At 73.1% G+C, this 25,216-nt stretch carries 19 protein-coding genes, 1 tRNA gene, 1 other RNA gene, 1 pseudogene and 1 riboswitch; of the genes and pseudogenes, 18 read left to right on the plus strand and 4 right to left on the minus strand.

Annotated elements, in window-relative coordinates; all coding sequences use genetic code 11:
- Positions 1–108 precede the first annotated feature (108 nt).
- Positions 109–1,362: a serine/threonine-protein kinase gene (locus ACPC54_RS22330; RefSeq protein ID WP_498967060.1), complete on the plus strand. Its 1,254-nt coding sequence runs from the start codon at positions 109–111 to the stop codon at positions 1,360–1,362.
- Between the two features lie 57 nt (positions 1,363–1,419).
- Positions 1,420–2,535: a peptide chain release factor 2 gene (gene prfB / locus ACPC54_RS22335; RefSeq protein ID WP_498967062.1), complete on the plus strand. Its 1,116-nt coding sequence runs from the start codon at positions 1,420–1,422 to the stop codon at positions 2,533–2,535.
- Between the two features lie 154 nt (positions 2,536–2,689).
- On the opposite strand, the gene ACPC54_RS22340 is transcribed toward prfB, so the two are convergent.
- On the minus strand, positions 2,690–2,884 hold the full coding sequence (locus tag ACPC54_RS22340; RefSeq protein ID WP_360239101.1) for a hypothetical protein: 195 nt from the start codon (positions 2,882–2,884) through the stop codon (positions 2,690–2,692).
- Between the two features lie 349 nt (positions 2,885–3,233).
- Here ACPC54_RS22340 and ftsE point away from each other — a divergent pair, with 349 nt between their 5' ends.
- The 8 genes from ftsE (at position 3,234) to ACPC54_RS22380 (ending at position 12,324) form a co-directional block, all read left to right on the plus strand.
- Complete coding sequence (ftsE, locus tag ACPC54_RS22345) at positions 3,234–3,923, plus strand: cell division ATP-binding protein FtsE (protein WP_045695770.1); 690 nt, start codon at positions 3,234–3,236, stop codon at positions 3,921–3,923.
- A 77-nt stretch (positions 3,924–4,000) separates the two neighbouring features.
- Positions 4,001–4,912 carry a permease-like cell division protein FtsX gene (gene ftsX, locus ACPC54_RS22350; RefSeq protein ID WP_498967065.1) on the plus strand — a complete coding sequence of 304 codons (912 nt, stop codon included), beginning with the start codon at positions 4,001–4,003 and terminating at the stop codon, positions 4,910–4,912.
- Between the two features lie 113 nt (positions 4,913–5,025).
- The gene (locus ACPC54_RS22355; RefSeq protein WP_498967066.1) at positions 5,026–6,159 is read left to right on the plus strand and encodes a S41 family peptidase; all 1,134 of its coding nucleotides are present in this window, start codon (positions 5,026–5,028) and stop codon (positions 6,157–6,159) included.
- Positions 6,160–6,203: 44 nt separating this feature from the next.
- Positions 6,204–6,680, plus strand: a complete 477-nt coding sequence (gene smpB, locus ACPC54_RS22360; RefSeq protein WP_045695776.1) for an SsrA-binding protein SmpB — start codon at positions 6,204–6,206, stop codon at positions 6,678–6,680.
- Between the two features lie 118 nt (positions 6,681–6,798).
- Positions 6,799–7,180, plus strand: a transfer-messenger RNA (tmRNA) gene (ssrA, locus tag ACPC54_RS22365).
- A gap of 152 nt (positions 7,181–7,332) precedes the next feature.
- Positions 7,333–9,633, plus strand: coding sequence for a HelD family protein (locus ACPC54_RS22370; protein ID WP_498967068.1), 2,301 nt, complete (start codon positions 7,333–7,335; stop codon positions 9,631–9,633).
- A 406-nt stretch (positions 9,634–10,039) separates the two neighbouring features.
- Positions 10,040–11,512 (plus strand): NAD-dependent malic enzyme, encoded by a 1,473-nt coding sequence (locus tag ACPC54_RS22375; protein ID WP_498967069.1) that lies wholly within the window; start codon positions 10,040–10,042, stop codon positions 11,510–11,512.
- A 530-nt stretch (positions 11,513–12,042) separates the two neighbouring features.
- Positions 12,043–12,324, plus strand: coding sequence for an HU family DNA-binding protein (locus tag ACPC54_RS22380; RefSeq protein ID WP_030308200.1), 282 nt, complete (start codon positions 12,043–12,045; stop codon positions 12,322–12,324).
- A gap of 70 nt (positions 12,325–12,394) precedes the next feature.
- Here ACPC54_RS22380 and murA read toward each other — a convergent pair whose 3' ends face one another.
- Positions 12,395–13,735 carry a UDP-N-acetylglucosamine 1-carboxyvinyltransferase gene (gene murA / locus ACPC54_RS22385; protein ID WP_045695783.1) on the minus strand — a complete coding sequence of 447 codons (1,341 nt, stop codon included), beginning with the start codon at positions 13,733–13,735 and terminating at the stop codon, positions 12,395–12,397.
- 291 nt (positions 13,736–14,026) lie between these two features.
- Here murA and ACPC54_RS22390 point away from each other — a divergent pair, with 291 nt between their 5' ends.
- The 6 genes and pseudogenes from ACPC54_RS22390 (at position 14,027) to ACPC54_RS22415 (ending at position 21,359) form a co-directional block, all read left to right on the plus strand.
- Positions 14,027–14,620 (plus strand): YqgE/AlgH family protein, encoded by a 594-nt coding sequence (locus tag ACPC54_RS22390; protein WP_045695784.1) that lies wholly within the window; start codon positions 14,027–14,029, stop codon positions 14,618–14,620.
- A gap of 85 nt (positions 14,621–14,705) precedes the next feature.
- Entirely contained in the window at positions 14,706–14,990 is a 285-nt protein-coding gene (locus ACPC54_RS22395; protein WP_045695785.1) for a DUF3039 domain-containing protein, read from the plus strand.
- A gap of 87 nt (positions 14,991–15,077) precedes the next feature.
- Complete coding sequence (locus ACPC54_RS22400; protein ID WP_498967070.1) at positions 15,078–16,688, plus strand: beta-N-acetylhexosaminidase; 1,611 nt, start codon at positions 15,078–15,080, stop codon at positions 16,686–16,688.
- 299 nt (positions 16,689–16,987) lie between these two features.
- The gene (locus tag ACPC54_RS22405) at positions 16,988–17,854 is read left to right on the plus strand and encodes an FAD binding domain-containing protein (protein ID WP_498967241.1); all 867 of its coding nucleotides are present in this window, start codon (positions 16,988–16,990) and stop codon (positions 17,852–17,854) included.
- Between the two features lie 71 nt (positions 17,855–17,925).
- A pseudogene (locus ACPC54_RS22410) lies at positions 17,926–18,430 on the plus strand ((2Fe-2S)-binding protein); the annotation flags it as partial.
- A gap of 601 nt (positions 18,431–19,031) precedes the next feature.
- Positions 19,032–21,359, plus strand: a complete 2,328-nt coding sequence (locus ACPC54_RS22415) for a xanthine dehydrogenase family protein molybdopterin-binding subunit (protein ID WP_498967071.1) — start codon at positions 19,032–19,034, stop codon at positions 21,357–21,359.
- Positions 21,360–21,425: 66 nt separating this feature from the next.
- Here ACPC54_RS22415 and ACPC54_RS22420 read toward each other — a convergent pair.
- Positions 21,426–21,497: transfer RNA gene (locus ACPC54_RS22420), tRNA-Cys, on the minus strand.
- Between the two features lie 122 nt (positions 21,498–21,619).
- Positions 21,620–21,678, plus strand: a riboswitch (guanidine-III (ykkC-III) riboswitch).
- A gap of 45 nt (positions 21,679–21,723) precedes the next feature.
- Between ACPC54_RS22420 and ACPC54_RS22425 the strand changes: the two genes are divergently transcribed.
- On the plus strand, positions 21,724–22,038 hold the full coding sequence (locus ACPC54_RS22425) for a DMT family transporter (protein WP_498967073.1): 315 nt from the start codon (positions 21,724–21,726) through the stop codon (positions 22,036–22,038).
- Between the two features lie 107 nt (positions 22,039–22,145).
- Entirely contained in the window at positions 22,146–23,585 is a 1,440-nt protein-coding gene (locus tag ACPC54_RS22430; RefSeq protein ID WP_498967074.1) for an MFS transporter, read from the plus strand.
- Between the two features lie 15 nt (positions 23,586–23,600).
- On the opposite strand, the gene ACPC54_RS22435 is transcribed toward ACPC54_RS22430, so the two are convergent.
- Positions 23,601–24,905: a polysaccharide deacetylase family protein gene (locus ACPC54_RS22435; RefSeq protein WP_498967076.1), complete on the minus strand. Its 1,305-nt coding sequence runs from the start codon at positions 24,903–24,905 to the stop codon at positions 23,601–23,603.
- Between the last annotated feature and the right edge of the window lie 311 nt (positions 24,906–25,216).

Here is a 25,216-nt window from a genome sequence, read left to right on the forward strand (position 1 = left end):
TCAGGCGCCCCGCGCAGGGGCCCGGGGCGCGTAGGTTGGTCGCTGTTGTCCCGCCCCACCGAGCGCCCCGGCCCGCCGGAGCGCTCCCGCGCCGCCCACGGAGCAGCATTGGCACGCAAGATCGGCAGCCGGTACACCGTCCACCAGGTGATCGGCCGGGGTTCCGCCGGGACGGTCTGGCTCGGCGAGGGGCCGGACGGCCCGGTGGCGGTCAAGCTGCTGCGCGAGGACCTCGCCGCCGACCAGGTGCTGGTCGGCCGCTTCGTCCAGGAGCGCGCCGCGCTGACCAGCCTCGACCACCCCCGGGTGGTCGGCGTGCGCGACATGGTGGTGGACGGCAGCGACCTCGCCCTGGTCATGGAACTGGTGCAGGGCACCGACCTGCGCTCCCGGCTGGAGCGCGACGGCGCGCTGCCCCCGCAGACCGCCGCCTCGGTCATCGCCGACGTCGCGGACGGCCTGGCGGCCGCGCACGCGGCCGGGATCGTCCACCGCGACGTCAAGCCGGAGAACGTCCTGCTCGACCTCGCCGCCGCCCCCGGCCCGGGCGGCGCCCCGCGCGCCAAGCTCACCGACTTCGGCGTCGCCCGCCTGGTCGACGCCCCGCGCCGCACCCGGGCCACCCGGATCATCGGCACGCCCGACTACCTCGCCCCCGAGATCATCGAGGGCCTGGAGCCGCGCGCCGCCGTCGACATCTACGCCCTCGCCACCGTGCTCTACGAGCTGCTGGCCGGCTTCACCCCGTTCGGCGGCGGCCACACCGGTGCGGTGCTGCGCCGGCACGTCACCGAGCAGGTGCCGCCGATCCCCGGCCTGCCGGACGGGCTGTGGCGGATCATCTCCGAGTGCCTGGCCAAGGCCCCCGCCTCCCGGCTGCGGGCCGCCGAGCTGGCCGCCCGGCTGCGCGAACAGCTGCCCTCGCTGGCCGGCCTGCCGGTGCTGGCCGTGCCCGGCCAGGGCCGCGCCCCGGCCGAGGAGCAGCTGACCCCCGGCGAGGCCGTCTACGCCGAGGTCGACGCCGGCCCGGGCGTCCACAAGCGCCGCCGTGGCCCGGCCGTCCCGCTGGTGCCCGGCGTCGCCCCGGACTCCACCCGGGACACCCACACCAGCCTGCGCCGCCCGTCCGCCGACGAGCTGGCCGCCTACGCCGCCGAGTCCCGCGCCCAGCGCGCCGCCCCCGGCCAGCGCCGGGACCGCCAGGCCCTGCTGCGCCGCCGCCGGCTGCTGGCCGTCCTGCTGGCCACCGTGCTGCTGCTGGCGGGCGCCGCGGCGGCCTGGACGGCCTTCGCGGCCACCGCTCCGGACGCCGGCCACCCGGCCCGCCCGGCCGTGCACAGCACCGCCCCGCGGGCGCCGTAGCAGTGGTGGTGCCGGGGGTGTCGTCATGAGCACCCTCGGAACCATTACCCTGGGGGCGTGGCAGCCGTCGATCCTTCCGAAGAGCTCAAGAACCTCGATACGACCATGGGGTCGATCGAGGCCGTCCTCGACCTGGACAAGATCCGGGCCGACATCGCGGTCCTGGAGGAGGAGGCAGCCGCCCCCACCCTGTGGGACGACGTCGCGAACGCGCAGAAGGTGACCAGCCGGCTCTCCTTCCTCCAGGGCGAACTGCGCCGGGTCGAGGGCCTCCGCGGCCGCATCGACGACCTGGGCGTGCTGTTCGAGCTGGCCGAGGCCGAGGACGACGCGGACACCCGCGCCGAGGCCGAGACCGAGCTCAGCGCCCTCCAGAAGGCGGTCGAGGAGCTGGAGGTCCGCACCCTCCTGTCGGGCGAGTACGACGCCCGCGAGGCGCTGATCAACATCCGCGCCGAGGCCGGTGGCGTCGACGCCGCCGACTTCGCCGAGCAGCTGATGCGCATGTACCTGCGCTGGGCCGAGCGGCACGGGTACCCCACCGAGGTGTACGACACCTCGTACGCCGAAGAGGCCGGCATCAAGTCCGCGACCTTCACGGTCAAGGCGCCGTACGCCTACGGCACCCTCTCCGTCGAGCAGGGCACCCACCGCCTGGTCCGCATCTCCCCGTTCGACAACCAGGGCCGCCGGCAGACCTCCTTCGCCGGCGTCGAGGTGCTCCCGGTCGTCGAGCAGTCCGACCACGTCGACATCGACGAGGGCGAGCTGCGGGTGGACGTGTACCGCGCCTCCGGCCCCGGCGGTCAGGGCGTCAACACCACCGACTCGGCGGTGCGCATCACGCACATCCCGACCGGCATCGTGGTCTCCTGCCAGAACGAGCGCTCGCAGATCCAGAACAAGGCGTCCGCGATGAACGTCCTCCAGGCCAAGCTGCTGGAGCGGCGCCGCCAGGAGGAGAAGGCGGCGATGGACGCGCTCAAGGACAGCGGCAGCTCCTGGGGCAACCAGATGCGCTCCTACGTGCTGCACCCGTACCAGATGGTCAAGGACGTCCGCACGGCGTTCGAGGCGGGCAACCCGCAGGCCGTCCTGGACGGCGACATCGACGGGTTCATCGAGGCCGGAATCCGTTGGAGGAAGCAGCGGGAAACCGCAAACGAGGCGTGAGGATCCCGGCCTCGATGAAAATCAGGCACAGCATCGAGGCCGGCGTCCGCCGGCGCAAGCGGCGCGAGACCGCCGAGCAGTAGGCCGGACGTACGAGAAGGGCCCCGACCGTTCCCGGTCGGGGCCCTTCCTCGTTCGGTCGGCGGTCAGGGCTTCAGGCCAGTGCCTGCCGCGCGATCAGCGCCACCGCGAGCAGTCCGGCCAGCAGGGCCAGCAGTATCGCGGGGGAGAGCGCGGCGAACGGCCCCTGCTGCTCCTGCAGCCGGGCCCGGTTGGCGCGGCACACCGGGCAACGGCCGTCGCTCACGCGGCCGTTGCAGTTGGCGCACACCAGATGGTCGCAGGTCATGCGATCTCCTCCTCGCTGCTACTGCCAACGCACCGGACGGGGCTTTGGTTCCTGGTCGTGCCCTGTGCGGGGGATCGGCCGGACGCGGCCGCCACCTCCAACTCTGCCAGGTTCCGGCCGTTCCGGCTCCTGGGCTGTGAGATGCCGCAGAATTTTCGGGGCATAACCGGACATTGTCTCCCAGATTCCCGGCCGTGCCCCGGCCGTCCCTGCGGGCCGGCCGCCGATTCGCGTATGGTCCCAGACCGGGAGCGGCCTCCTGCGCTCCTTTCGCCCGCCCCCGGACCGGGCCCCCGGGGCGGACCGACCGAGGACTGGCGCCGCCTAGGATGGCCTCCGTGATGCAGCCGTGATCAGATTCGACAACGTCTCCAAGACCTATCCCAAGCAGAATCGTCCCGCCCTGGACAACGTCTCGCTGGAGATCGAGAAGGGTGAGTTCGTCTTCCTGGTCGGCTCGTCCGGCTCGGGAAAGTCCACCTTCCTGCGACTGTGCCTGCGCGAGGAGCGTCCCTCCACCGGGGCCGTGCACGTGATGGGCAAGGACCTCGGCAAGCTGTCCAACTGGAAGGTGCCGCACATGCGCCGCCAGCTGGGCACCGTCTTCCAGGACTTCCGCCTGCTGCCCAACAAGACGGTCGCGCAGAACGTCGCCTTCGCCCTGGAGGTCATCGGCAAGCCCAAGAGCGCCATCAACAAGGTGGTGCCCGAGGTGCTGGAGCTGGTCGGCCTCGGCGGCAAGGAGGACCGCATGCCGGGCGAGCTGTCCGGCGGTGAGCAGCAGCGCGTGGCCATCGCCCGGGCCTTCGTGAACCGCCCGATGCTGCTGATCGCGGACGAGCCCACCGGCAACCTCGACCCGCAGAACTCGGTCGGCATCATGAAGCTGCTCGACCGCATCAACCGCACCGGCACCACGGTGCTGATGGCCACCCACGACCAGGCGATCGTCGACCAGATGCGCAAGCGCGTCATCGAGCTCGACAAGGGGCTGCTCGTCCGCGACCAGGCCCGCGGCGTCTACGGATACCAGCACTGACCCACCAGCGCTGACCCGCAGGGCCGCCGGCCCGGACCGCCCGACCCCGCAGTACCGACCCTGGAGTTGTTTCCCGCATGCGTGCCCAGTTCGTCCTGTCGGAGATCGGTGTGGGTCTCCGCCGCAATCTGACCATGACCATCGCGGTCGTGGTCAGTGTCGCGCTCTCCCTCGCCCTCGCCGGTTCCTCGCTCCTGGTCCGCGACCAGGTGAACTCCATGAAGGGGTACTGGTACGACAAGGTCGAGGTGAGCATCTACTTCTGCACCAAGGCGGACGCCCGCAACTCGCCCCAGTGCGACAAGGGCGCGGCCACCGACCAGCAGGTCCAGGACATCAAGGGCCAGCTGGACAAGATGGACTCGGTGGTCCAGTCCTCCACGTACGAGAGCTCCGCCGAGGCGTACAAGCACTGGAAGGAGATGAACCCGGACAACCCGCTCATCTCCGTCCTCGGCCCGGACGCCATGCCGCAGTCCTGGCGGGTCAAGCTCAACGACCCGACCAAGTACGACGTCATCCAGAGCGCCTTCGCCGGGAAGCCCGGCGTGAAGTCGGTCGAGGACCAGCGGAAGATCCTGGAGAACCTGTTCGGCCTGCTGAACGGCCTGCAGACGGCGTCCTGGGTGATCATGGTGCTGATGCTCTTCGTCGCCCTGCTGCTGATCGTCAACACCGTCCGGGTGTCGGCGTTCAGCAGGCGGCGCGAGACCGGGATCATGCGCCTGGTCGGTGCTTCGAACTTCTACGTGCAGATGCCGTTCATCGCCGAGGCCGCGTTCTCCGCGCTGCTCGGCGCGGTGATGGCCTCCGGTCTGCTGCTCGGCGGCCACTTCTTCGTCCAGCACTGGCTGGCCGACCGGGTGCAGTTCATCCACTTCATCGGTCTGAGTTCGGTGCTCGCGGTGATCCCGCTGCTGGTCGTGGTGGGTATGGGCATGGCCGGCGTCGCGGCGTTCATCACGCTGCGCAAGTACCTCAAGGTCTGACGCCGGGCGGTTCCTTCGGCCCCGGACGGCACTGCGCCGTCCGGGGCCGTCGCCGTTCCGCGGTCCGTCGTTCCGGCCCGGCGCGCGGGATGCGGTGTCTACACTCCGATGCCATGCTGCAAACTCCGCGCAGGGCACGGCAGGTGGCCACCCTCAGCCTGGTGTTCGGCGCCGTGCTGCTGGCCGGCGCCGCCACCGGTGCCTGGGGCGACCCGAGCCGGCCGCCGGGCCGCCCGTCCGCCGACACGGCCCCGGCCGTCGCCGGCCTCGGCCCGGACCCGGCCGGCACCGCGCTGTCCGAGCAGCAGGCCGAGCACCTGCTGGCGGTCGGCGGCGACCGCTGGGGGGCGTACTACAGCGCCCAGGAGTACGCCGAGTTCAGCCAGGGCCTGGACGGTCGGTACCTGGGCGTCGGCCTCTCGGTCGGCCGCGGCGAGGACGGCGTCACCGCCGTCTCCCAGGTCACCCCGGCCGGTCCGGCCGCCGAGGCCGGGATCGCCCCCGGCGACCGGCTGCTGCGGATCGACCAGGACCAGGCCGACCGGCTGCCGGTCACCGAGGTGGTGGCCCGGCTGCGCGGGCAGGGCGACGGGCGCAAGGTCGGCTCCGAGGTCACCCTGGCCGTCCAGCGCGGCGGCGAGGTGCGCGAACTGCGGCTGCGGCGGGCGCTGCTGGACAGCCAGCAGGTCACCGCCGAGCGGCTGGACCGGGGCGTGCTGCGGATCACCGTCCGGGCCTTCACCACCGGCGTGGCCGACCAGGTGCGCGCCGCACTGCGCGGCCCGCACTCCGGCGTGGTGCTCGATCTGCGCGGCAACTCCGGCGGGTTGCTGGACGAGGCGGTCGGCACCGCCGGGATCTTCCTGGACGGCGGCACCGTCGGCTCGTACGAGGAGCGCGGCGAGAAGCGGGAGTTGACCGCCCCGCCCGGCGGCGACCAGCGCACCCCGCTGGTGGTGCTGGTGGACGGCGGCACGATGAGCGCCGCCGAACTCCTGGCCGGCGCGCTGCAGGACCGCAGCCGCGCCGTGGTGGTCGGCTCCCGGACCTTCGGCAAGGGCACCGTCCAGCAGCCCAGCCGGCTCGCCGACGGTGCGGTGCTGGAGCTGACCGTGGGCCGGTACCACACCCCGGCCGGCCGCTCACCGGACGGCACCGGCCTCGCCCCGGACGTCCCGGCCGCGGCCGGCGAGGACGCCGGCGCGCTCGCCCTGCGGGTGCTCGCGGGGATCGGCACCCGCGCCTAAAGGAGCTGCCCGGATCGGCGTCGAAGTGCGAGAATGACCGCGCTATGGCAAAGGAAACCGGACAGAAGCTGATCGCGCAGAACAAGAAGGCGCGACACGAGTACACGATCCTCGACACCTACGAGTGCGGCCTCGTACTCACCGGCACGGAGGTGAAGTCACTGCGCGAGGGGCGGGCCAACCTGGTCGACGGCTACGCCTACATCCAGAACCACGAGGCGTGGATCGACAACGTCTTCATCCCCGAGTACACCCAGGGGACGTGGACCAATCACGCGGCCCGGCGCAAGCGCAAGCTGCTGCTGCACAAGCTGGAGATCCGCAAGATCGAGACCAAGGTCCGCGACGCCGGCCACACGCTCGTCCCGCTGTCGCTGTACTTCAAGGACGGCCGGGTCAAGCTGGAGCTCGCGCTCGCGGTCGGCAAGAAGTTGTACGACAAGCGCCAGACGCTGCGCGAGAAGCAGGACACCCGCGAGACGGCCCGCGCCGTGGCGGCGGCCCGGCGGCGCCAGGGCTGACGGGCGGCGGCCTGTCAAGACGGCGGGGTTAATCCGCTGGACCCTCGCCCGTCGCCTCGCGTACTATGGCACAGGCAACACGGACGGTCACCGTCCGAGCTGTTTCTCAACAAAACATGGGGATGATCGGTTTCGACAGGGGATGTTGAAACAGGGGAAGCGAGCCGAGGAACGCGGCAATGATCTCGTTAACCACGTGTCGCAAAAAAATAATCGCCAACTCTAAGCGCGATTCCCAGCAGTTCGCTCTCGCTGCCTAATAAGCACCGATAGCGCTTGGGTGTCAGCCCGGGGAGTTCCCGACCCGGACCCTGGCATAATCTAGGGAACTCAACCGTCCACCCGGGCTGCGGGGGTGGAGGGGAAATCAAACAGCAGCTGGGCCTGTTGGCGGCTTGTCCGTGTGACCGCCAGGGCCGAGAAAAGCACAGCGGACTGCGCTCGGAGAAGCCCTGAATTAACTCCACTGGACCCGGGTTCGATTCCCGGCATCTCCACCACCCCATGTTCACAGTGAAGGCCGCCCACCGCTCAGCGGGGGGCGGCCTTCGCATTTCCACGGCCCTGGGTGAGGCGCCCGCGCCCGACCGGGCGTAGGATCATCCGTCCGCTCGTTTTCCGGAGCCGGATTCCGCCGCGACCACCGAGGGCCATGCAGAGCAACACGGACACCACCTCCGCCCCCGACCACGAGACCGTCCGCGAGCGCGAGATCGCCGGTGAGCAGCGGCACCTCGACACCGTCTACCACCGGCTGGAGGAGAAGCTCGCCGAGGCCGAGTACATCCTGGAGGACGCCGCCAAGCGGGTCCACGTCGGCACCCCCGGCGCCCTCGCCGAGCGCGACGCCCAGGTCTACCAGGCGGGCGCGCACCTCCACCGGCTCAACAGCGAGTTCGAGGACTTCCTGTTCGGCCGGATCGACCTCCAGCGGGCGGACGCCCCGGAGGAGCACGGCATCCCGTCGAACACCCCGCTCGACCCGGCCGACCCGGCCGTCGCCGAGACCCTCCACATCGGCCGCCTCGGCGTGCTGGACGCCGAGTACGGCCCGCTGGTGATCGACTGGCGGGCGCCCGCCGCCGCGCCGTTCTACCGCGCCACCCCGGTCGAGCCCGGCCGGGTGATCCGCCGCCGGGTGATCCGCTCCAAGGGCCGCAAGGTGGTCGGCGTCGAGGACGACCTGCTGCGCCCCGACCTCACCCCCACCCTGGCGGGCGAGGAGCTGGCCGTGGTCGGCGACGGCGCGCTGATGGCCTCGCTCGGCCGCGCCCGCAGCCACTCGATGCGCGACATCGTCTCCTCGATCCAGAAGGAGCAGGACGAGGTGATCCGCGCCGCCGCGGCCGGAGCCACCCTCGTCACCGGCGGTCCCGGCACGGGCAAGACCGCCGTCGCCCTGCACCGCGCCGCCTACCTGCTCTACCAGGACCGCCGCCGTTACGCCGGCGGCATCCTGGTGGTCTCGCCGACCCCGCTGCTGGTCTCCTACACCGAGGGCGTGCTGCCCTCGCTCGGCGAGGAGGGCCAGGTCGCCATCCGCGCGGTCGGCTCGCTGGTGGACGGCATCGAGGCGGGCACCTACGACACCCCGGAGGCGGCCCGGATCAAGGGCTCGGCCCGGATGGTGCAGCTGCTGCGCCGGGCCGCCCGGGCGGCGCTGGAGCAGGGCGCCCCGCAGGAGCTGAAGGTGGTGGCCCGCGGCGAGGTGCTGAAGCTGGACGCGGGCCGGCTGAAGGCCGTGCGCGGCAACGTGGTGGGCTCCGGCGGCACCCCGCTGAACCTGCTGCGCCCGCGCGCCCGCCGGCTGCTGCTGGACGCCCTGTGGCAGGAGGCCACCCGGCACCTGCCCAGGCCCACCGACCACTACGCCCGCGAGCAGCGCCAGGAGGAGAAGGAGGCCTTCGACGAGTACGTCTCGGACGAGGCGCCGTTCCTGGACTTCCTGGACGCCTGGTGGCCGGCCCTGACCCCGCGCCGGGTGCTGGGCACCCTCAAGCAGTACCGGCACACCAACCGGATCGCCCGGCGCGCCGTCACCCCGGACGAGGCGAAGCGGCTGGCCGCCTCCTGGCGGCACCTGTCCCCGGCGGGCGAGGGCGCGCTGTCCGCGCACGACGTCGCCCTGCTGGACGAACTGCAGGTGCTGCTCGGCGAGCCGGCCCGGCCGAAGGTCCGCGAGGTGAGCGCGATGGACCTGCTGACCGGCCTGGACGAGGTCACCACCTTCGCCGACCGCAACTCCCGCCAGCGCGAGCATCAGCCGGTGGAGCGCAAGGAGTACGCGCACGTCATCGTGGACGAGGCCCAGGACCTCACCCCGATGCAGTGGCGGATGATCGGCCGGCGGTCCCGGATGGCCACCTGGACCATCGTCGGCGACCCGGCGCAGTCCTCCTGGCCGTTCCCGCAGGAGGCCCAGGCCGCGCTGGACGAGGTGCTGTCCGGCAAGCCGCGCCGGCGGTTCACGCTGACCGTGAACTACCGCAACCCGGCCGAGATCGCCGAGGTCGCGGCCAAGGTGCTGGCGCTGGCCGCGCCGGGCACCCCGTCGCCGAGGGCGGTGCGCGAGGTCGGCGTGGAGCCGCGCTTCGCCGCCGTCGTCGATCCGTCGCCGGAGGCGTTCGGCCGGGCCGCCCGGGTGGAGCTGGAGCGGCTGCTGGGCGAGGTGGACGGCACCGTGGCGATCGTGGTGCCGATGGACCGCCGGGCCGAGGCGGCCGGGTGGGCCGAGGGCCTGGGCGAGCGCGTGGTGGCGCTCGGCAGCCTGGAGGCCAAGGGCCTGGAGTACGACGCGACGGTGGTCGCCGACCCGACCGGCATCGCCGGCGAGTCGGAGGCCGGCCTGCGGGTGCTGTACGTGGCGCTGACCCGGGCGACCCAGCGGCTGACCGTGCTCTCCGGCCCGGACGACCTGCCGGACGCGGTCGGCGTGCCCGCGCTGCTGCGCTGAGCGGCGGGGGCTGACGGCCCCTACGGCGAAGGCCCCTCACCGATCGGTGAGGGGCCTTCAGACGTTGGAACACCGACCCGCCATGCTCGCCTCGCGGCAAGTGGTCCCTCGAAGGGACGAAGGTTGGGCCCGGGGGCTTGGATCGAGCCGGTGCCTGTCCAATGTAACGCATCGGCCCGCAGAGGCAAGGAGTCCGCGGTGTGACGCGCCCCGGGGCGAGCGGGCGGGCGACCGGGGTGCCGGGTCGCGGTTGTGGGATCCGCACACTCAATGAACGTTATTTCTGGCTATCCCTTGGAAGGTGCGACGATCGAGGTCTAGCATGCGCGCAGGCGATGCCTTCAACAAAATGTTGAGCCCGACGAATATGTTGAGCCTGCGGGACGGACGGAAGAAGGAAGCGTCGATGGCGACGGTGCCCAGTGTCTCGAACTCGATCACGGTACGGCTGGAGGTCCCGGCCCGGGGCAACGCCGTCAGTGCGATCACCACGGCCGTGGAGTCCTCCGGCGGTTCGGTGACCGGCCTCGACGTCACCGCCTCGGGCCTGGAGGCCCTGCGGATCGACGTCACGGTGGCGGCCTCCTCCGTCGCGCACGGCGAGGAGATCGTCGAGAAGCTCCGCGCGATCGACGGCGTGACCATCGGGAAGGTCTCGGACCGCACCTTCCTGATGCACCTCGGCGGCAAGATCGAGATGTCCTCGAAGCTGCCGATCCGCAACCGCGACGACCTGTCCATGATCTACACCCCGGGCGTCGCCCGGGTCTGCATGGCGATCGCCGAGAACCCCGAGGACGCCCGCCGCCTCACCATCAAGCGCAACAGCGTCGCCGTGGTCACCGACGGCTCGGCCGTGCTGGGCCTGGGCAACATCGGCCCGGCCGCCGCGCTGCCGGTGATGGAGGGCAAGGCGGCCCTGTTCAAGCGCTTCGCCGGGATCGACGCCTGGCCGATCTGCCTGGACACCCAGGACACCGACGAGATCGTGGCCATCGTCAAGGCGATCGCCCCCGGCTTCGCCGGCATCAACCTGGAGGACATCTCCGCGCCGCGCTGCTTCGAGATCGAGGCCCGGCTGCGCGAGGCCCTGGACATCCCGGTCTTCCACGACGACCAGCACGGCACCGCGATCGTGGTGCTGGCCGCCCTCACCAACGCGCTGAAGGTGGTCGGCAAGGAGATCGCCGACATCCGGGTGGTCATGTCGGGCGCCGGCGCGGCCGGTACCGCGATCCTCAAGCTGCTGATGGCCGCCGGCGTCGAGCACGCCACCGTGGCGGACGTGCGCGGCGTGGTCCACCTGGGCCGGGACGACCTCAACGACAGCCTGCGCTGGATCGCCGAGCACACCAACCGCTCCGGCCGCACCGGCAGCCTCAAGGAGGCCGTGGCGGACGCCGACGTCTTCATCGGCGTCTCCGCCCCGAACGTGCTGGACGGCGACGACCTGGCCACCATGGCCGAGGACGCGATCGTCTTCGCGCTGGCCAACCCGGACCCGGAGGTCGACCCGGCCGTCGCCCGGCAGACCGCCGCCGTGGTCGCCACCGGCCGCAGCGACTTCCCGAACCAGATCAACAACGTGCTGGTCTTCCCGGGCGTCTTCCGCGGCCTGCTGGACGCCCAGAGCCGCACCGTCAACACCGAGATGATGATCGCCGCCGCCCGGGCGCTGGCCACCACCGTCCACGACGACGAGCTGAACGCCAACTACATCATCCCGAGCGTCTTCCACAAGGACGTCGCCAAGACCGTCGCCTCCGCGGTGCGCGAGGCGGCCCTGGCCGGCGCCCAGGAGGCGTCCGAGCCGCCCCGCCCGACCCCGGGCATCGTCGGCACCCTGGACACCGCGGCGTTCCCCGTCGTCAAGCTCTGAGGGCCGCCGTCAAGCTCTGACGCCCCTGCCTGGTGACGTGTCGCCAATCGGTCAAATGTCCGATTGGCGCCATACCCGCCCAAGCCCGCCCCGAACCCTTGCGACACAAGGGCGAGGGGCGTGTTTGGGCTTGTCAGTCCTAGGGCGTACGGTAGCCCTGCACGGGGCAGGCGTGTCCGACAAGTACGGAACGTCCCCCTGGTCTTCCGGCGTGTCGTCCCGACCGCCGCCCGCGCCCGGTCCGCCGGAGCCGACGGAGCGTCACACCTCCAACGGGCGGGTGATGTTCGGGTGGCTCGGCCGGGGCCCGATTGGCTTTCTCGGGGCCGGTCGGGGCAGGATTCGTTCCCAGGCGGGCGGGCGGGCCTTTCGACGGCACCGGCGCGCGGCGTACGGGTACGGACCCGGCCTGCGACCACGCATTGCCTGCATGAGCACAGTGTGCGGACCTGCGGCCTATCCGGGTGCCCCCCGGTGGGAGCACCGATGGGCCCCCGCACACCGCAAGCGAACAGACCACAGGAGTACACATGAACCGCAGTGAGCTGGTGGCCGCGCTGTCCGAGCGCGCCGAGGTGACCCGCAAGGACGCCGACGCCGTTCTGGCCGCCTTCGCCGAGATCGTCGGCGAGGTCGTCGCCAAGGGCGACGAGAAGGTCACCATCCCCGGTTTCCTGACCTTCGAGCGCACCCACCGCGCTGCCCGCACCGCCCGTAACCCGCAGACCGGCGAGCCGATCCAGATCCCCGAGGGCTACAGCGCCAAGGTCAGCGCCGGCTCCAAGCTGAAGGAAGCCGCCAAGGGCGCCTGAACCGCACCTTGAACGCCCGAGAGGCCGGGCTCCCCACGGGGAGCCCGGCCTCTCGTCGTACCGCCGGTGATCAGGCGTCGACCAGCTGCTCGCTCGGCAGCTCGACGTGCGCGCCCAGGTCGCGCAGCTTGTCCATGAAGTTCTCGTAGCCGCGGTTGATCAGGTCGATGCCGTGCACGGTCGAGGTGCCCTCGGCCGCCAGCGCCGCGATCAGGTACGAGAAGCCGCCGCGCAGGTCCGGGATGACCAGCTCGGCGCCCATCAGCTTGGACGGGCCGGAGACGACCGCCGAGTGCAGGAAGTTGCGGGCGCCGAAGCGGCACGGGGTGGCGCCCAGGCACTCGCGGTAGAGCTGGATGTGCGCGCCCATCTGGTTCAGCGCGCCGGTGAAGCCCAGCCGCGACTCGTACACCGTCTCGTGGACGATGGACAGGCCGGTGGCCTGGGTCAGCGCGACGACCAGCGGCTGCTGCCAGTCGGTCTGGAAGCCCGGGTGCACGTCGGTCTCCAGGGCGATCGCCTTGAGCTCGCCGCCGGGGTGCCAGAAGCGGATGCCCTCGTCGTCGACCTCGAAGGCGCCGCCGACCTTCCGGAAGGTGTTGAGGAAGGTCATCATCTCCAGCTGGCGGGCGCCGCGGACGTAGATGTCGCCCTTGGTCGCCAGCGCCGCGCAGGCCCAGGAGGCCGCCTCCAGGCGGTCCGGCAGCGCCCGGTGGGTGTAGCCGTTCAGCTCGTCCACACCGGTGATCAGGATGGTGCGGTCGGTGCCCAGGGTGATGATCGCGCCCATCTTCTGCAGCACGCAGATCAGGTCGACGATCTCCGGCTCGATGGCCGCGTTGCGCAGCTCGGTGACGCCCTCCGCGAGGACGGCGGTGAGCAGCACCTGCTCGGTCGCGCCGACCGAGGGGTAGGGCAGCTCGATCTTGGTGCCGCGCAGCCGCTGCGGGGCGACCAGGTAGGTGCCCTGCGGGTGCTTCTCGATGGTGGCGCCGAACTGGCGCAGCACCTCGAAGTGGAAGTCGACCGGGCGGCCGCCGATGTCGCAGCCGCCCAGGCCCGGGATGAAGGCGTGGCCGAGGCGGTGCAGCAGCGGGCCGCAGAACAGGATCGGGATCCGCGAGGAGCCGGCGTGCGCGTCGATGTCGGCGACGTTGGCGCTCTCGACGTGCGAGGGGTCGAGGATCAGCTCGCCGTCCTCGTCACCGGTACGCACGGTCACGCCGTGCAGCTGGAGCAGTCCGCGGACCACCTTGACGTCGCGGATGTCCGGGACGTTGCGCAGTCTGCTGGGGCCCTGCCCGAGGAGGGCGGCGACCATGGCCTTGGGGACCAGGTTCTTCGCACCGCGGACGCGGATCTCGCCTTCGAGCGGGTTTCCGCCGTGGACCAGCAGGACGTCGTCGGTCATCGTTCTCGCAATCCGGGGTGCCAGAGGAGTGGGACGGGCTCTGGAACAGAGCCGCAGGTGGACCGGTGGTACGGGCGCGTTCGGGCCCCCGGGCAAACCGAGTCGGCACCGTAGAAGGGCGTCCACCATCCGTAGATGGTAGTAGGCGTCTGGACGGTTCCCGTGAGCCTCTCCCGTGATGGTGCTCTCTCCGGGGGTCCGCCCGCCCGCCGGTACGGCCGTACGGGTGTTCGTTCGGCGTGGCGCGGTTTCGACCGTTTCGGTGTCCGGCCGGCGCCGTTCTGCGGGATCATGTGTGGCATGACGGCGGCCCATTCGCACGCAGGCCGGTCCCACACCGGCCGTCTGCTCGTCGCGACGCCCGTGCTCACCGATCCGAACTTCGCGCGCTCGGTGGTGCTGCTCCTCGACCACGACGTCGAGGGGGCGCTCGGTGTGGTCCTCAACCGGCCGACGCCGGTCGAGGTCGGCAGTGTGCTGGACGGCTGGGGCAGACTCGTCGGCCGGCCCGCGGTGGTGTTCCAGGGCGGCCCGGTGGCACTGGACTCGGCCCTCGGCCTCGCGGTGGCGCCGGGGGAGCCGGGCACCGGCGAGCCGCTCGGCTGGCGGCGGGTGCACGGCGCGATCGGCCTGGTCGACCTGGAGGCGCCCCCCGAGGTACTGGCCGGGGAGCTGGGGGCGCTGCGGATCTTCGCCGGGTACGCCGGCTGGTCGCCCGGCCAGCTGGAGGCGGAGCTGGAGAGCGGCGCCTGGTACCTGGTGGACTGCGAGCCCGGGGACATCTCCAGCCCCGAGCCGGAGCGGCTGTGGCGCGCGGTGCTGCGGCGCCAGCGCGGCCCGCTGGCGCTGTTCGCGACCTACCCGGACGACCCGACGCTGAACTGAGCCGGGTGCGGCCGCCGGGGTGTGCGACCGGGGCGGCCGCACGACACTGGCCCGGTTTCCGGAGGCGCCCATAGACTTGGCACCCATGAGCACTCTTGAGCCCGAGCGCGGCCTCGGCACCGGCACCCTGGTCGAGCCCGTCCCGCAGGTGTCCCACGGCGACGGCGACCACGAGCGCTTCGCGCACTACGTCCAGAAGGACAAGATCATGGAGAGCGCGCTCTCCGGATCGCCCGTGGTGGCGCTCTGCGGCAAGGTGTGGGTGCCCGGGCGCGACCCGAAGAAGTACCCGGTCTGCCCGATGTGCAAGGAGATCTACGACGGCATCGGCAAGCCGCAGGGCGGCGACGGCGAGGGCGGCGGCAAGTAGTCCGCGCGCCGCAACGGCGTTTTGCACAGCACCGCGTTTCCGCAGTGGTCTATGCCACTCGCGCCGGGCGTGGGGCAGGATGACGGGATGGACCTCATCCCCGCACCGTCGAGTGCCGTCCGCCGTCCGGGCGAGGACTTCCCGCTGGACACCGCCACCACGCTGACCGCGCCGCCCGGGCTGGCCGACGCCGAACGGTGGCTGCGCGGCACGCTCGGCGCCGCCACCGGGCTGCCGCTCGGCCCGGGCCGCCCGGGCGCGGGCATCGAGCTGGTCGAGGACGACGCGCTGGCCGCCGAGGCGTACCGGATCACGGTGCGCCCCGGCCACGCGCTGCTCGCCGCGGGCGGCCCGGCCGGCGCGCTGTGGGGCGCGCAGACCCTGCGGCGGCTGCTCGGCCCGGACGCGTACCGCCGCTCCCCGCTGCGCCGCGCGGGCTGGGTGCTGCCGGGCGCCGACATCGCGGACGCCCCCAGGTTCGGCTGGCGCGGCGCGCTGCTCGACGTCGCCCGGCACTTCCTGCCCAAGGCCGACGTGCTGCGCTTCGTCGACCTGCTGGCCGCGCACAAGCTCAACGTGCTGCACCTGCACCTGACCGACGACCAGGGCTGGCGGGTGGAGATCAAGCGCTACCCGGAGCTGACCGGGCGCGGTGCCTGGCGGGAGCGCTCGATGGTCGGCTACCGGGCCGGCGGCCGCCGCGACGACCGCCCGCACGGCGGCTACTACACCCAGGACGACCTGCGCGAGATCGTCGCCTACGCGGCCGCGCGCGGCGTCACCGTCGTCCCGGAGATCGACCTGCCCGGCCACACCCAGGCCGCCGTCGCCGCCTACCCCGAGCTGGGCAACACCGACGTGGTGGACACCGCGGCGCTCGGCGTCTGGACGGACTGGGGGGTGAGCCACCACGTCCTCAACGCCTCCGAGGAGACCCTGCGCTTCTTCGAGGGGGTGCTGGAGGAGGTGCTGGAGCTGTTCCCGTCCGAGTTCGTCCACCTCGGCGGCGACGAGTGCCCCAAGGAGCAGTGGAAGGACAGCCCCGCCGCCCAGGCGCGGATCCGCGAGCTCGGCCTGGCCAACGAGGACGAGCTGCAGAGCCACCTGATCCGGCACTTCGACCGCTGGCTGGCGGCGCGCGGGCGCCGGCTGATCGGCTGGGACGAGATCCTGGAGGGCGGTCTGGCCCCGGGCGCGGCGGTGTCGTCCTGGCGGGGGTTCGGCGGCGGGATCGCGGCCGCGCGGGCCGGGCACGACGTGGTGATGTGCCCCGAACAGCACGTCTACCTCGACCACCGGCAGGCGGACGGGCCGGACGAGCCGATTCCGGTCGGTTTCGTGCGCACGCTGGAGGACGTCTACCGCTTCGAGCCGGTGCCGCGGGAGCTGGACGAGGCCGCCGCCCGGCACGTGATCGGCACCCAGGCGAACCTGTGGACCGAGTTCATGGACAGCGCCCGGGACATCGACTACCGGGCCTTCCCCCGCCTGGTCGCCTTCGCCGAGGTGGCCTGGTCCGCCCTGCCCGCCGAGCCGGCCGAGCGGGACTTCGCCGATTTCGAGCGGCGGCTGCGCGGGCACCTGGAGGTGTTGGACGCGCTCGGCGTCGAGTACCGCCCGGCCGACGGCCCGCACCCCTGGCAGCGGCGGCCCGGGGTGGCCGGCCGGCCGATCGAGGGGCTGCCGCCGCAGCGATGATCATGATGTTCGGGAACTAATGAGCGATCATCCGACGTCAAGAACAGATGAACATCTGCCCTGGCCCGACCCGGGTCGGGGCAGATACCGCCCGGTATCCGTCCCAATCGGGCAGTCCCGTTCACCCGTCCCGAAATGATCATCGAGCATTGTGTGCCAGAGTTGCCCAACCCGGCCCGATCGCCCGTACCCTACGGGCCAGGCCGGGCTGCTGACGCGGACAGTGCGGCCCGGGCCGCGGGCGGCAGGCGATCGATGAGCAAGTGGAGCACGGTGGGACCCAGGTGAACCGGACGATCATGCTGCCGGCCTCCCTCGACGAGGCCGTCGACGCGCTGGCCGCCGCCCCGGCCGCGGTACCGGTGGCCGGCGCCACCGACCTGATGGAAGCCGTCAACGCCGGACGGCTGCGCCCCGCCGCCCTCCTCGGACTCGGCCGGATCACCGAACTGCGCGGCTGGCGCTACGAGGACGGCGGCACCGCGGTCCTCGGCGCCGGACTCACCCACGCCCGGATGGACCGCCCCGACTTCGCCGCGCTCATCCCCGCGCTCGCCGACGCCGCCCGCACCGCCGGCCCGCCGCAGGTCCGCAACGTCGGCACCCTCGGCGGCAACATCGTCACCGCCGCCCCGGCCGGCGACACCCTCCCGGTGCTGGCCGCGCTGGAGGCCACCGTCACCCTCGCCCGGGCCGGCGCCACCCGCGAGGTGCCGGTCGGACACCTGCTCACCGGCCTCGACCCGGTGCGCCCCGGCGAACTGCTCACCTGGGTGCGCGTCCCGCTGCTGCACGCGCCGCAGGTCTTCCTCAAGGCCACCGGCCGCAGCGGCCCGGCCCGCGCCACCGCCTCCGTCGCCCTGGTCCTCGACCCGGCCCGGCGCGCCGTGCGCTGCGCGGTCGGCGCCGTCGCCCCGGTGCCGCTGCGCCCGCTGGAGGCCGAGGCCTGGGTGGCCGGCTGCATCGACTGGGACGGCAGCCGGGAGATCGACCCGGCCGCCACCGCCGCCTTCGGCGAGTACGTGGCCGCCGCCTGCGTCCCCGAGGACTACGGCGCCGAGGGTGCCTGGGAGGCCGTCACCGAGGGGCCGACCGCGGCGGCCGTTCGACTGCGGCGTACCGTAGCGGTGCTGGCCCGCCGGGCACTGGGAAGGGCGCTGAAGTGACCACAGACCCCATCGAGAGCCTCGACGCCGACCCGCTCGGCCTCGCCGCCCCGCAGGTCAGCCGCGAGCTGCGCCCGTGCGCCTCGTACACGCTCCGGGTCAACGGTTTCGAACGGCCCGTCACCGACGCCTGGATCGGCGAGAGCCTGCTCTACGTGCTGCGCGAGCGGCTCGGCCTGGCCGGCGCCAAGGACGGCTGCGAGCAGGGCGAGTGCGGCGCCTGCTCGGTGCAGGTGGACGGCCAGCTGGTGGCCGGCTGCCTGGTGCCCGCCGCGCTCGCCGCCGACTGCGAGATCAACACCGTCGAGGGCCTGTCGGCCGGTGGCGGCGCGAGCGACGTCCAGCAGGCGCTGGCCACCTCCGGCGCCGTCCAGTGCGGCTACTGCGCCCCCGGCATGGCGATGGCCGTGCACGACCTGCTCCAGCGCAACCACCGGCCCACCGAGGTCGAGGCCCGGCAGGCGCTGTGCGGCAACCTCTGCCGCTGCACCGGCTACCGCGGTGTGCTGGCCGCCGTCCAGACCGTCGCCGACGCCCGCGCCCTGGAGGCGGAGGCCGCCCTCGCCGAGGACGAGGCCGTCGCCGCTGCCGGCGTCGAGGCGCCCGCCGGCGAAGCCCGGCCCGCCGAACCGGAGCCGGCGACCGAGGCCGCCGCCGTCGAGCCGCCGGTCTACGCCGACGCCGACGCCTGGATCGAGCACGTCCCCCAGCCGGCCGTCGAGCAGCAGCTCGCCGAGCAGCCGCCGGCCGAGCAGGTCGCCGCGTACGCCGACCCCGCGGGCGGCTACGACACCGGCGTCTACGACACCTCCGCCCTGACGGCCGCCCAGGCCGGCATCCCCGCCCAGGCCGCCGACGACCAGGTGTACCAGCCGCAGGGCTACCCCGGGCAGCAGTACCAGGCCACCCCCGCCCACGGCACCTACGTGCCGGCCGGCCACCCGGACGGCTACCCGCAGCCCAGCGGCTACGACGCCGGGTACGACGCCCCGGTCTACGAGCCCACCCCCGCGCACGGCACCCCGCTGCCGAGCGCCGCCTTCGACGGCACGCCCCCGCACGGCACCCCGTACCCGGACCCGCACGGTGTCCCGGCCGGCGGCGTCACCGCGGACGGCCTCCCGTACGGCGCCACCCCCGCCCACGGCATCCGGCTCCCCGAGGACGACCACGCATCATGACGTCGCCTACCGACATCGGCGCAGCACTCCAGCAGGACGGCGGCGCGGGCGGCACGCCGGAGCCCTTCGGCCTGGGCAGCTCCCCGTTGCGCAGCGACGCGCTGCCCAAGGCGCTCGGCATCTACCCGTACGCGGCCGACCTGTGGGCCGAGGGGCTGCTGTGGGGCGCCGTGCTGCGCTCGCCGCACCCGCACGCCCGGATCCGCGGCATCGACACCTCGGCCGCGCTGGCCCTGCCCGGCGTGCACGCCGTGGTCACCGCCGCCGACCTGCCGCCCGGCCCGGACGGCACCCCGGACGGCGCGCCGTCCGGGCCGATCGTCGCCGACCGGCCGGTGCTGGCGGTCGGCGTGGTGCGCCACCACGGCGAGCCCGTCGCGGCGGTGGCCGCCGACCACCCGGACACCGCCCGGCTGGCGGTCGGCCTGATCGCGGTGGACTACGAGCCGATGGAGGCCGTCACCGACCCCGAGCAGGCCTTCACCGCCCCGGCGCTGCACCCGGACGGCAACCTGTTCCGCCACCTGCCGCTGCGCACCGGGGACCCGGACGCGGCCGGCGAGATCGTCGTCGAGGGCCTGTACCAGGTCGGCCGGCAGGACCCGGCGCCGCTCGGCGCCGAGGCCGGGCTGGCCGTGCCCCGCCCGGACGGCGGCGTCGAGCTGCACCTGTCCTCCACCGACCCGCACGGCGACCGCGACCGCACCGCCGCCTGCCTCGGCCTGGAGCCGGACCGGGTCCGGCTGGTCGCCACCGGCGTGCCCGGTGCCACCACCGACCGCGAGGACCTGTCCTTCCAGGTCACCCTGGCACTGCTGGCGCTGCGCACCGGCCGCCCGGTGAAGATGACCCTCACCCGCGAGGAGTCCTTCCACACCCACACCTCGCGCCACCCCGCGCTGCTGCGCTACCGCCACCACGCCGACGCCGAGGGCGTGCTGGTCAAGGTCGAGGCGCAGATCCTGCTGGACGGCGGTGCCTACGCGGACGTCTCGGCCGAGGCGCTGGCCTCCGCGACGGCCTTCTCGGTCGGCCCGTACAACTGCCCGAACGTCTTCGTGGACGCCTGGGCGGTGCGCACCAACAACCCGCCGGCCGGGCGGATGCGCGGCGAGGGCGCGCTGCAGGCCTGTTTCGCGTACGAGGCGCAGCTGGACCAGCTGGCCGCCCGGGTCGGCGTGGACCCGGTGGAGATCCGCCGGCGCAACGCGATGGCCACCGGCGACCCGCTGCCCACCGGGCAGGCCGTGACCTGCCCGGCGCCGGTGAAGGCGCTGCTGGACGCGGTGGCGGCCGAGCCGCTGCCGGCCCTGCCGGTGGACGACCCGGACGCCGAGTGGCTGCTGCCCGGCGGGCCCGGCGGTGCCGGGGACCCGGGGGCGGTGCGGCGCGGCATCGGCTACGCGGTCGGCATGGTGCACATGCTCGGCGCCGAGGGCGAGGACGAGGTGTCCACCGCCACGGTGCGGGTCAGCGGCGACCACGCCACGGTGATCTGCGCGGCGGTCGACGCCGGGCAGGGCTTCGCCACGCTGGCCCGGCAGATCGTGCAGACCGTGCTGGGCGTCAGCGAGGTCTACATCGCACCGGCCGACAGTGACCAGTCGGTGGCCGGCCCGTCCGGCCGGGGCCGGCACACCTGGGTCTCCGGCGGGGCGATCGAGCGGGCCGCGCTGATGGTCCGCCACCAGCTGCTGCAGCCGATCGCGGCCAACTTCGGGATGTCGGTGGAGCTGCTGCAGATCGCGGACGGCAAGATCACCTCCTACGACGGGGTGCTCGGCATGCCGGTCGCCGAGGCGCTGGAGGGCAAGGAGCTGTGGGCGACCGCGCAGTGCCGCCCGCACCCGACCGAGCCGCTGGACGACGCCGGGCACGGTGACGCCTTCGTGTCCATCTCGTTCTGCGCGATGCGCGCGGTGGTGGACGTGGACATCGAGCTGGGCGCCGTCCGGGTGGTCGAGATGGCCGTCGCCCAGGACGTCGGCCGGGCGCTGAACCCCCGGCAGATCGAGGACCGGATCGAGGCGGGCGTGGCCCAGGGCGTGGGCCTGGCGCTGCTGGAGGACCTGCGGACCGCGGGCGGCGTGCTGCTCAACCCCTCGCTCACCGGCTACCGGCTGCCGACCGCCCTGGACACCCCGGACGTGCGGATCGCCGCGCTGCTGGAGGAGCGGGACGTGGTGGCCACGTTCGGCGCCAAGGCGGTCAGCGCGGTGCCCGCGGTGGTCGCCCCGGCGGCCGTCGCCGCCGCCGTCCGGGCCGCCACCGGGCTGCCGGTCGGCCGGCTGCCGATCCGGCCGGAGGACGCCGTCACGGCCTGACGGAAAGAGCGGGAGAAACGGAATTCGCCGGTCGGCTGGTGAGCCGACCGGCGAATTCCGTTTCCGAGGCCATGGCGGGAATCGAACCCGCGTGCACCGCTTTGCAGGCGGTCCCCTCAACCACTCGGGCACACGGCCAGTGGAATAAGAATGGCGCACCCCCGGAACGGGGTCAATGACCCTCCGTGAATTCCGTATTGCGCTGTGTGAATTCCTCTCCCGGCCCTGTGCTACGGTCGAAGACAGGTGGCCGTTCCCGTTCCCGGGCCGGCCGCCCCGGACGAGCGCGTCGTACCCGGTGACGACAAGACGGCGCAGTTCAGCGGCGATCCGGCCGCTGTGGACTGCGGAGGTACGGCTCGTCATGGCCTGGCTCGTTCTGCTCGTCTCGGGTCTCCTGGAGACCGTCTGGGCGGTGGCTCTGGAATCGTCCAAGGGCTTCTCCCGCCTCGTTCCCGGCATCGTCTTCGGCGTCGCCCTGCTGCTGAGCATGGGCGGGCTGGCGTACGCGATGCGCACCATTCCGATCGGCACCGGCTACGCGGTCTGGGTGGGGATCGGCGCGGTCGGCACCGCGCTCTACGGCATGGCCGTCCTGGGGGACGCGGTGACCGCGGCCCGGATCGGCTGCCTGCTGCTGATCGTCTCCGGCGTGGTGGGGCTCAAGGTGCTGCACTAGCGGCTCCCGCGGGCCCGCTCCGGGCCCGGGTCCTACGTCCAGGGACCGAGGCGATCACCGACTCCGGTCAGGAGTCATCGGGGTGATCGGCTCTTACCATGGCATCCATGACCACTGCCTCGCCCACCTCGGTCGACTCCGTCCCGATACCCTCCGAGACCGACCCCGGCGGCGGGGTGCTCAGCGGCCGCTACCGGGCGCTGACGCTGGGGATCGTCTCGGTCGTCCTCGTGATCGCCTTCGAGGCGACCGCCGTCAACACCGCGATGCCGATCGCCGCCCGGCAGTTGGACGGCCTCGGGCTGTACGCCTTCGCGTTCTCCGGCTACTTCACCACCACGCTGTTCGCGCTGGTCGTCTCCGGCCAGTGGTGCGACCGGCGCGGGCCGCTGCAGCCGCTGTTCACCGGCATCACGGTGTTCGGCGCCGGCCTGGTGGTGGCCGGGACGGCGCCCGGCATGTGGGTGTTCGTTGCCGGGCGGGCGATCCAGGGCCTGGGCGGCGGGCTGGTGATCGTCGCGCTGTACGTGGTGGTCGGCCGGGCCTACCCGGAGCGGCTGCGCCCGTCGGTCTTCGCGGCCTTCTCCTCGGCCTGGGTGCTGCCCTCGATCGTCGGCCCGCTGGTCGCCGGTGCCGTCACCCAGCACCTGGGCTGGCGCTGGGTGTTCCTGGCGGTGCCGGCGCTGATCCTGCTGCCGCTGGCCGTGATGGGCCCGGCACTGGCCCGCTCGGAGCGCGAGCACCCGGTGCTCAGGGGCGCCGACTTCGACCGCCGGCGCACCCTGCTGGCCGCGATGGCGGCGCTCGGCGCCGGCCTGCTGCAGTACGCGGGCCAGCGGCTCGACCCGATCGGGCTGGTCCCCGGCCTGGCCGGGGTGGCGCTGCTGGCGCCGGCCGTCCTGGGGCTGCTGCCGAAGCGGACGCTGCGGGCCGGGCGCGGGCTGCCCGCGGTGATCCTGCTGCGCGGGCTGGCGGCCGGGGCGTTCTTCGCGGCCGAGGCGTTCGTGCCGCTGATGATGGTCACCCAGCGGGGCCTGTCGCCGACGCTGGCCGGGCTCACCCTGACCAGTGGCGGTCTCTCCTGGGCGCTGGGCTCCTGGCTGCAGGGGCGGCCCGGGGCCGAGCGGTACCGGGCGGTGATGATCCGGGGCGGCTTCCTGGGGACGTCGGTGGCGATCGCCGGCGCGGCGCTGGTGCTCGTCCCGGCGGTGCCGGCCTGGGCGGCGGCGGTGGCCTGGGGCGTCGGCGGGATCGGGATGGGGCTGACGGTGGCGAGCGTCAGCGTGCTGATGATGAAGCTCTCCGCGCCGGAGGACGCCGGGGCCAACTCGGCCGCGCTGCAGATGAGCGACGCGCTGGGCAACGTGCTGCTCACCGGTCTCGCCGGGGTGCTGTTCGCGGCGCTGGGCGGCGGTTCGCTCGCGGTCGGCCAGGAGGGCGCCGAAGGCGCCGGCTCGGCCGGCGCCTTCGCGGTGATCCTGCTGACCATGTCCGGGGTCGCGCTGATCGGGGCACTGCTCTCCGGCCGGGTCCGGACGCGTTCCTGAGGGCCGGGCCGGCGGTCAGCCGGCGGCGGCCGTGGCGAGGGCGCTCGCGCCGGCCGCCGCCGTCGCCGGGGTGCCGAGGAAGGCCTCCCAGCCGCCGGCCGGGGACTGGCCGGGGGCGAGGCCCTGCAGCTTGCGCAGCACCGCCGGGTCCTGGGCGTCCAGCCAGTCCACCAGCTGGCGGAAGGAGACCAGCCGGACCTCGGGCTTGCCCGCGATCGCCTTGATCACGTCCTCGACCGCGTTCATGTAGATGCCGCCGTTCCACTCCTCGAAGTGGTTGCCGATGACGTAGGGCGCCCGGTTGCTGTTGTAGGTGCGGTCGAAGCCCATCAGGTAGGAGTCCCGGGCCTGGGTCTGGAAGCCCGGGTGGAGGGCCGGGTCGGCCTTGGTGTTCGGGCCGCACTGGTTGTACATGATGTTGTAGTCCATCGACAGCACCTGGAAGGTGTGCCCGGGGAAGGGGATGGACTGCAGCGGGAGGTCCCAGAGCGCCCCGCCCTGGATCTTCTGCGGCCATACCTGGGTGCCGTTGCCGCTGCTGTCGTAGCGCCAGCCGCGCTTGACCGCGGTGGGCAGCAGGTTGCGCTGGCCCTCCAGACAGGGGGTACGGCTGCCGATCAGCTCCTTGCGGTAGTCGAAGGGCAGCGGCGGCAGGTCGGTGAACCCGGTGTTGGTGCGCCAGTTCATCACGAAGTCCATCGCCTGCTGGATCTCGCTGTCCCACTCCTCCGGGGACCACTTGCCGACGCCGGTGGCGCCGCAGAAGTGGCCGTTGAAGTGGGTGCCGATCTCGTGGCCCTCCAGCCAGGCCGCGTGCACGTTCTCCAGGGTGTCGCGGATGTGCTGGTCGCTCAGGTAGCCGATGTCCGAGGCGCCGGCCTTGTGCTGCGGCGGGCGGTACAGGTCCTTCTTGGACTCGGGCAGCAGGTAGAGGCCGCTGAGGAAGAAGGTCATCTTGGCGTCGTGGTCCTGCGCCAGCCTGCGGAAGCGGGCGAACAGGCCGTTGTCGAGCTCGCCGGCGCCGTCCCAGGAGAAGACCACGAACTGCGGCGGGCGCTGGCCGGGCCGGAGCCGGTCCGGGACGGGCTGGTGCGGCTGGGCGCCGGTGTCGGCGGTGGAGCCGTCGCCGATCAGGACGGTCTGCGGCTGTGGCGCCGGGGCCGGGGTGGTGGTCTGCTCGGCGGCCGCGGCCGCGGCCGCGGCGGTGGACCCCGCCGCGTGCTCCCCGCCGTTGCCGCCGCCCTTGCCGCAGCCGGCCGCCAGGGTGGCGGCCGTCGCCGCGCCGGCGGCCAGCAGGGTGCGGCGCGAGAGTGCGTCCATGGTCACTCCGTTCATGAGGCGTTCGGCAGGCGTGCGGGCGTGCGAAAGTCCGGTCGGACAAGTGGGGTGATAGAACCCGTGACCGGGTCAGCATGGCACGCGGGTGGCGGCGGGGGTCGCGGCTCGTCGGCCGTTCGGATTCGATCGCTCGATTGACGCAACCGAACGGGCCGATCGGCCGTCGATGCTCGTGCGGGGTCGCTCCCGCGCGGGGCGGGCGCCGCTCGGGGGCCTCACCCTGCGCTTCCGGGCGTCCACTCACCGTGTCGACGGGGGGTCGGCCCCTGCCGAACGGGGGGTGCCGGTACGAC

It is taken from the genome of Kitasatospora sp. NPDC094028, assembly GCF_049543595.1.
Taxonomy (GTDB): domain Bacteria; phylum Actinomycetota; class Actinomycetes; order Streptomycetales; family Streptomycetaceae; genus Kitasatospora.

Excerpts from the sequence above, each read along its gene's own strand:
- ACPC54_RS22375 (WP_498967069.1), top strand. The coding sequence starts at position 10,040 with ATGGCGACGGTGCCCAGTGTCTCGAACTCGATCACGGTACGGCTGGAG.
- ACPC54_RS22390 (WP_045695784.1), top strand. The coding sequence starts at position 14,027 with ATGTGTGGCATGACGGCGGCCCATTCGCACGCAGGCCGGTCCCACACC.
- ACPC54_RS22430 (WP_498967074.1), top strand. The coding sequence starts at position 22,146 with ATGACCACTGCCTCGCCCACCTCGGTCGACTCCGTCCCGATACCCTCC.
- murA (WP_045695783.1), bottom strand. The coding sequence starts at position 13,735 with ATGACCGACGACGTCCTGCTGGTCCACGGCGGAAACCCGCTCGAAGGC.
- ftsX (WP_498967065.1), top strand. The coding sequence starts at position 4,001 with ATGCGTGCCCAGTTCGTCCTGTCGGAGATCGGTGTGGGTCTCCGCCGC.
- ACPC54_RS22380 (WP_030308200.1), top strand. The coding sequence starts at position 12,043 with ATGAACCGCAGTGAGCTGGTGGCCGCGCTGTCCGAGCGCGCCGAGGTG.
- ACPC54_RS22415 (WP_498967071.1), top strand. The coding sequence starts at position 19,032 with ATGACGTCGCCTACCGACATCGGCGCAGCACTCCAGCAGGACGGCGGC.
- ACPC54_RS22355 (WP_498967066.1), top strand. The coding sequence starts at position 5,026 with ATGCTGCAAACTCCGCGCAGGGCACGGCAGGTGGCCACCCTCAGCCTG.
- ACPC54_RS22425 (WP_498967073.1), top strand. The coding sequence starts at position 21,724 with ATGGCCTGGCTCGTTCTGCTCGTCTCGGGTCTCCTGGAGACCGTCTGG.
- ACPC54_RS22370 (WP_498967068.1), top strand. The coding sequence starts at position 7,333 with ATGCAGAGCAACACGGACACCACCTCCGCCCCCGACCACGAGACCGTC.
- ACPC54_RS22400 (WP_498967070.1), top strand. The coding sequence starts at position 15,078 with ATGGACCTCATCCCCGCACCGTCGAGTGCCGTCCGCCGTCCGGGCGAG.
- ACPC54_RS22340 (WP_360239101.1), bottom strand. The coding sequence starts at position 2,884 with ATGACCTGCGACCATCTGGTGTGCGCCAACTGCAACGGCCGCGTGAGC.
- ACPC54_RS22395 (WP_045695785.1), top strand. The coding sequence starts at position 14,706 with ATGAGCACTCTTGAGCCCGAGCGCGGCCTCGGCACCGGCACCCTGGTC.
- ACPC54_RS22405 (WP_498967241.1), top strand. The coding sequence starts at position 16,988 with ATGCTGCCGGCCTCCCTCGACGAGGCCGTCGACGCGCTGGCCGCCGCC.
- ACPC54_RS22435 (WP_498967076.1), bottom strand. The coding sequence starts at position 24,905 with ATGGACGCACTCTCGCGCCGCACCCTGCTGGCCGCCGGCGCGGCGACG.
- smpB (WP_045695776.1), top strand. The coding sequence starts at position 6,204 with ATGGCAAAGGAAACCGGACAGAAGCTGATCGCGCAGAACAAGAAGGCG.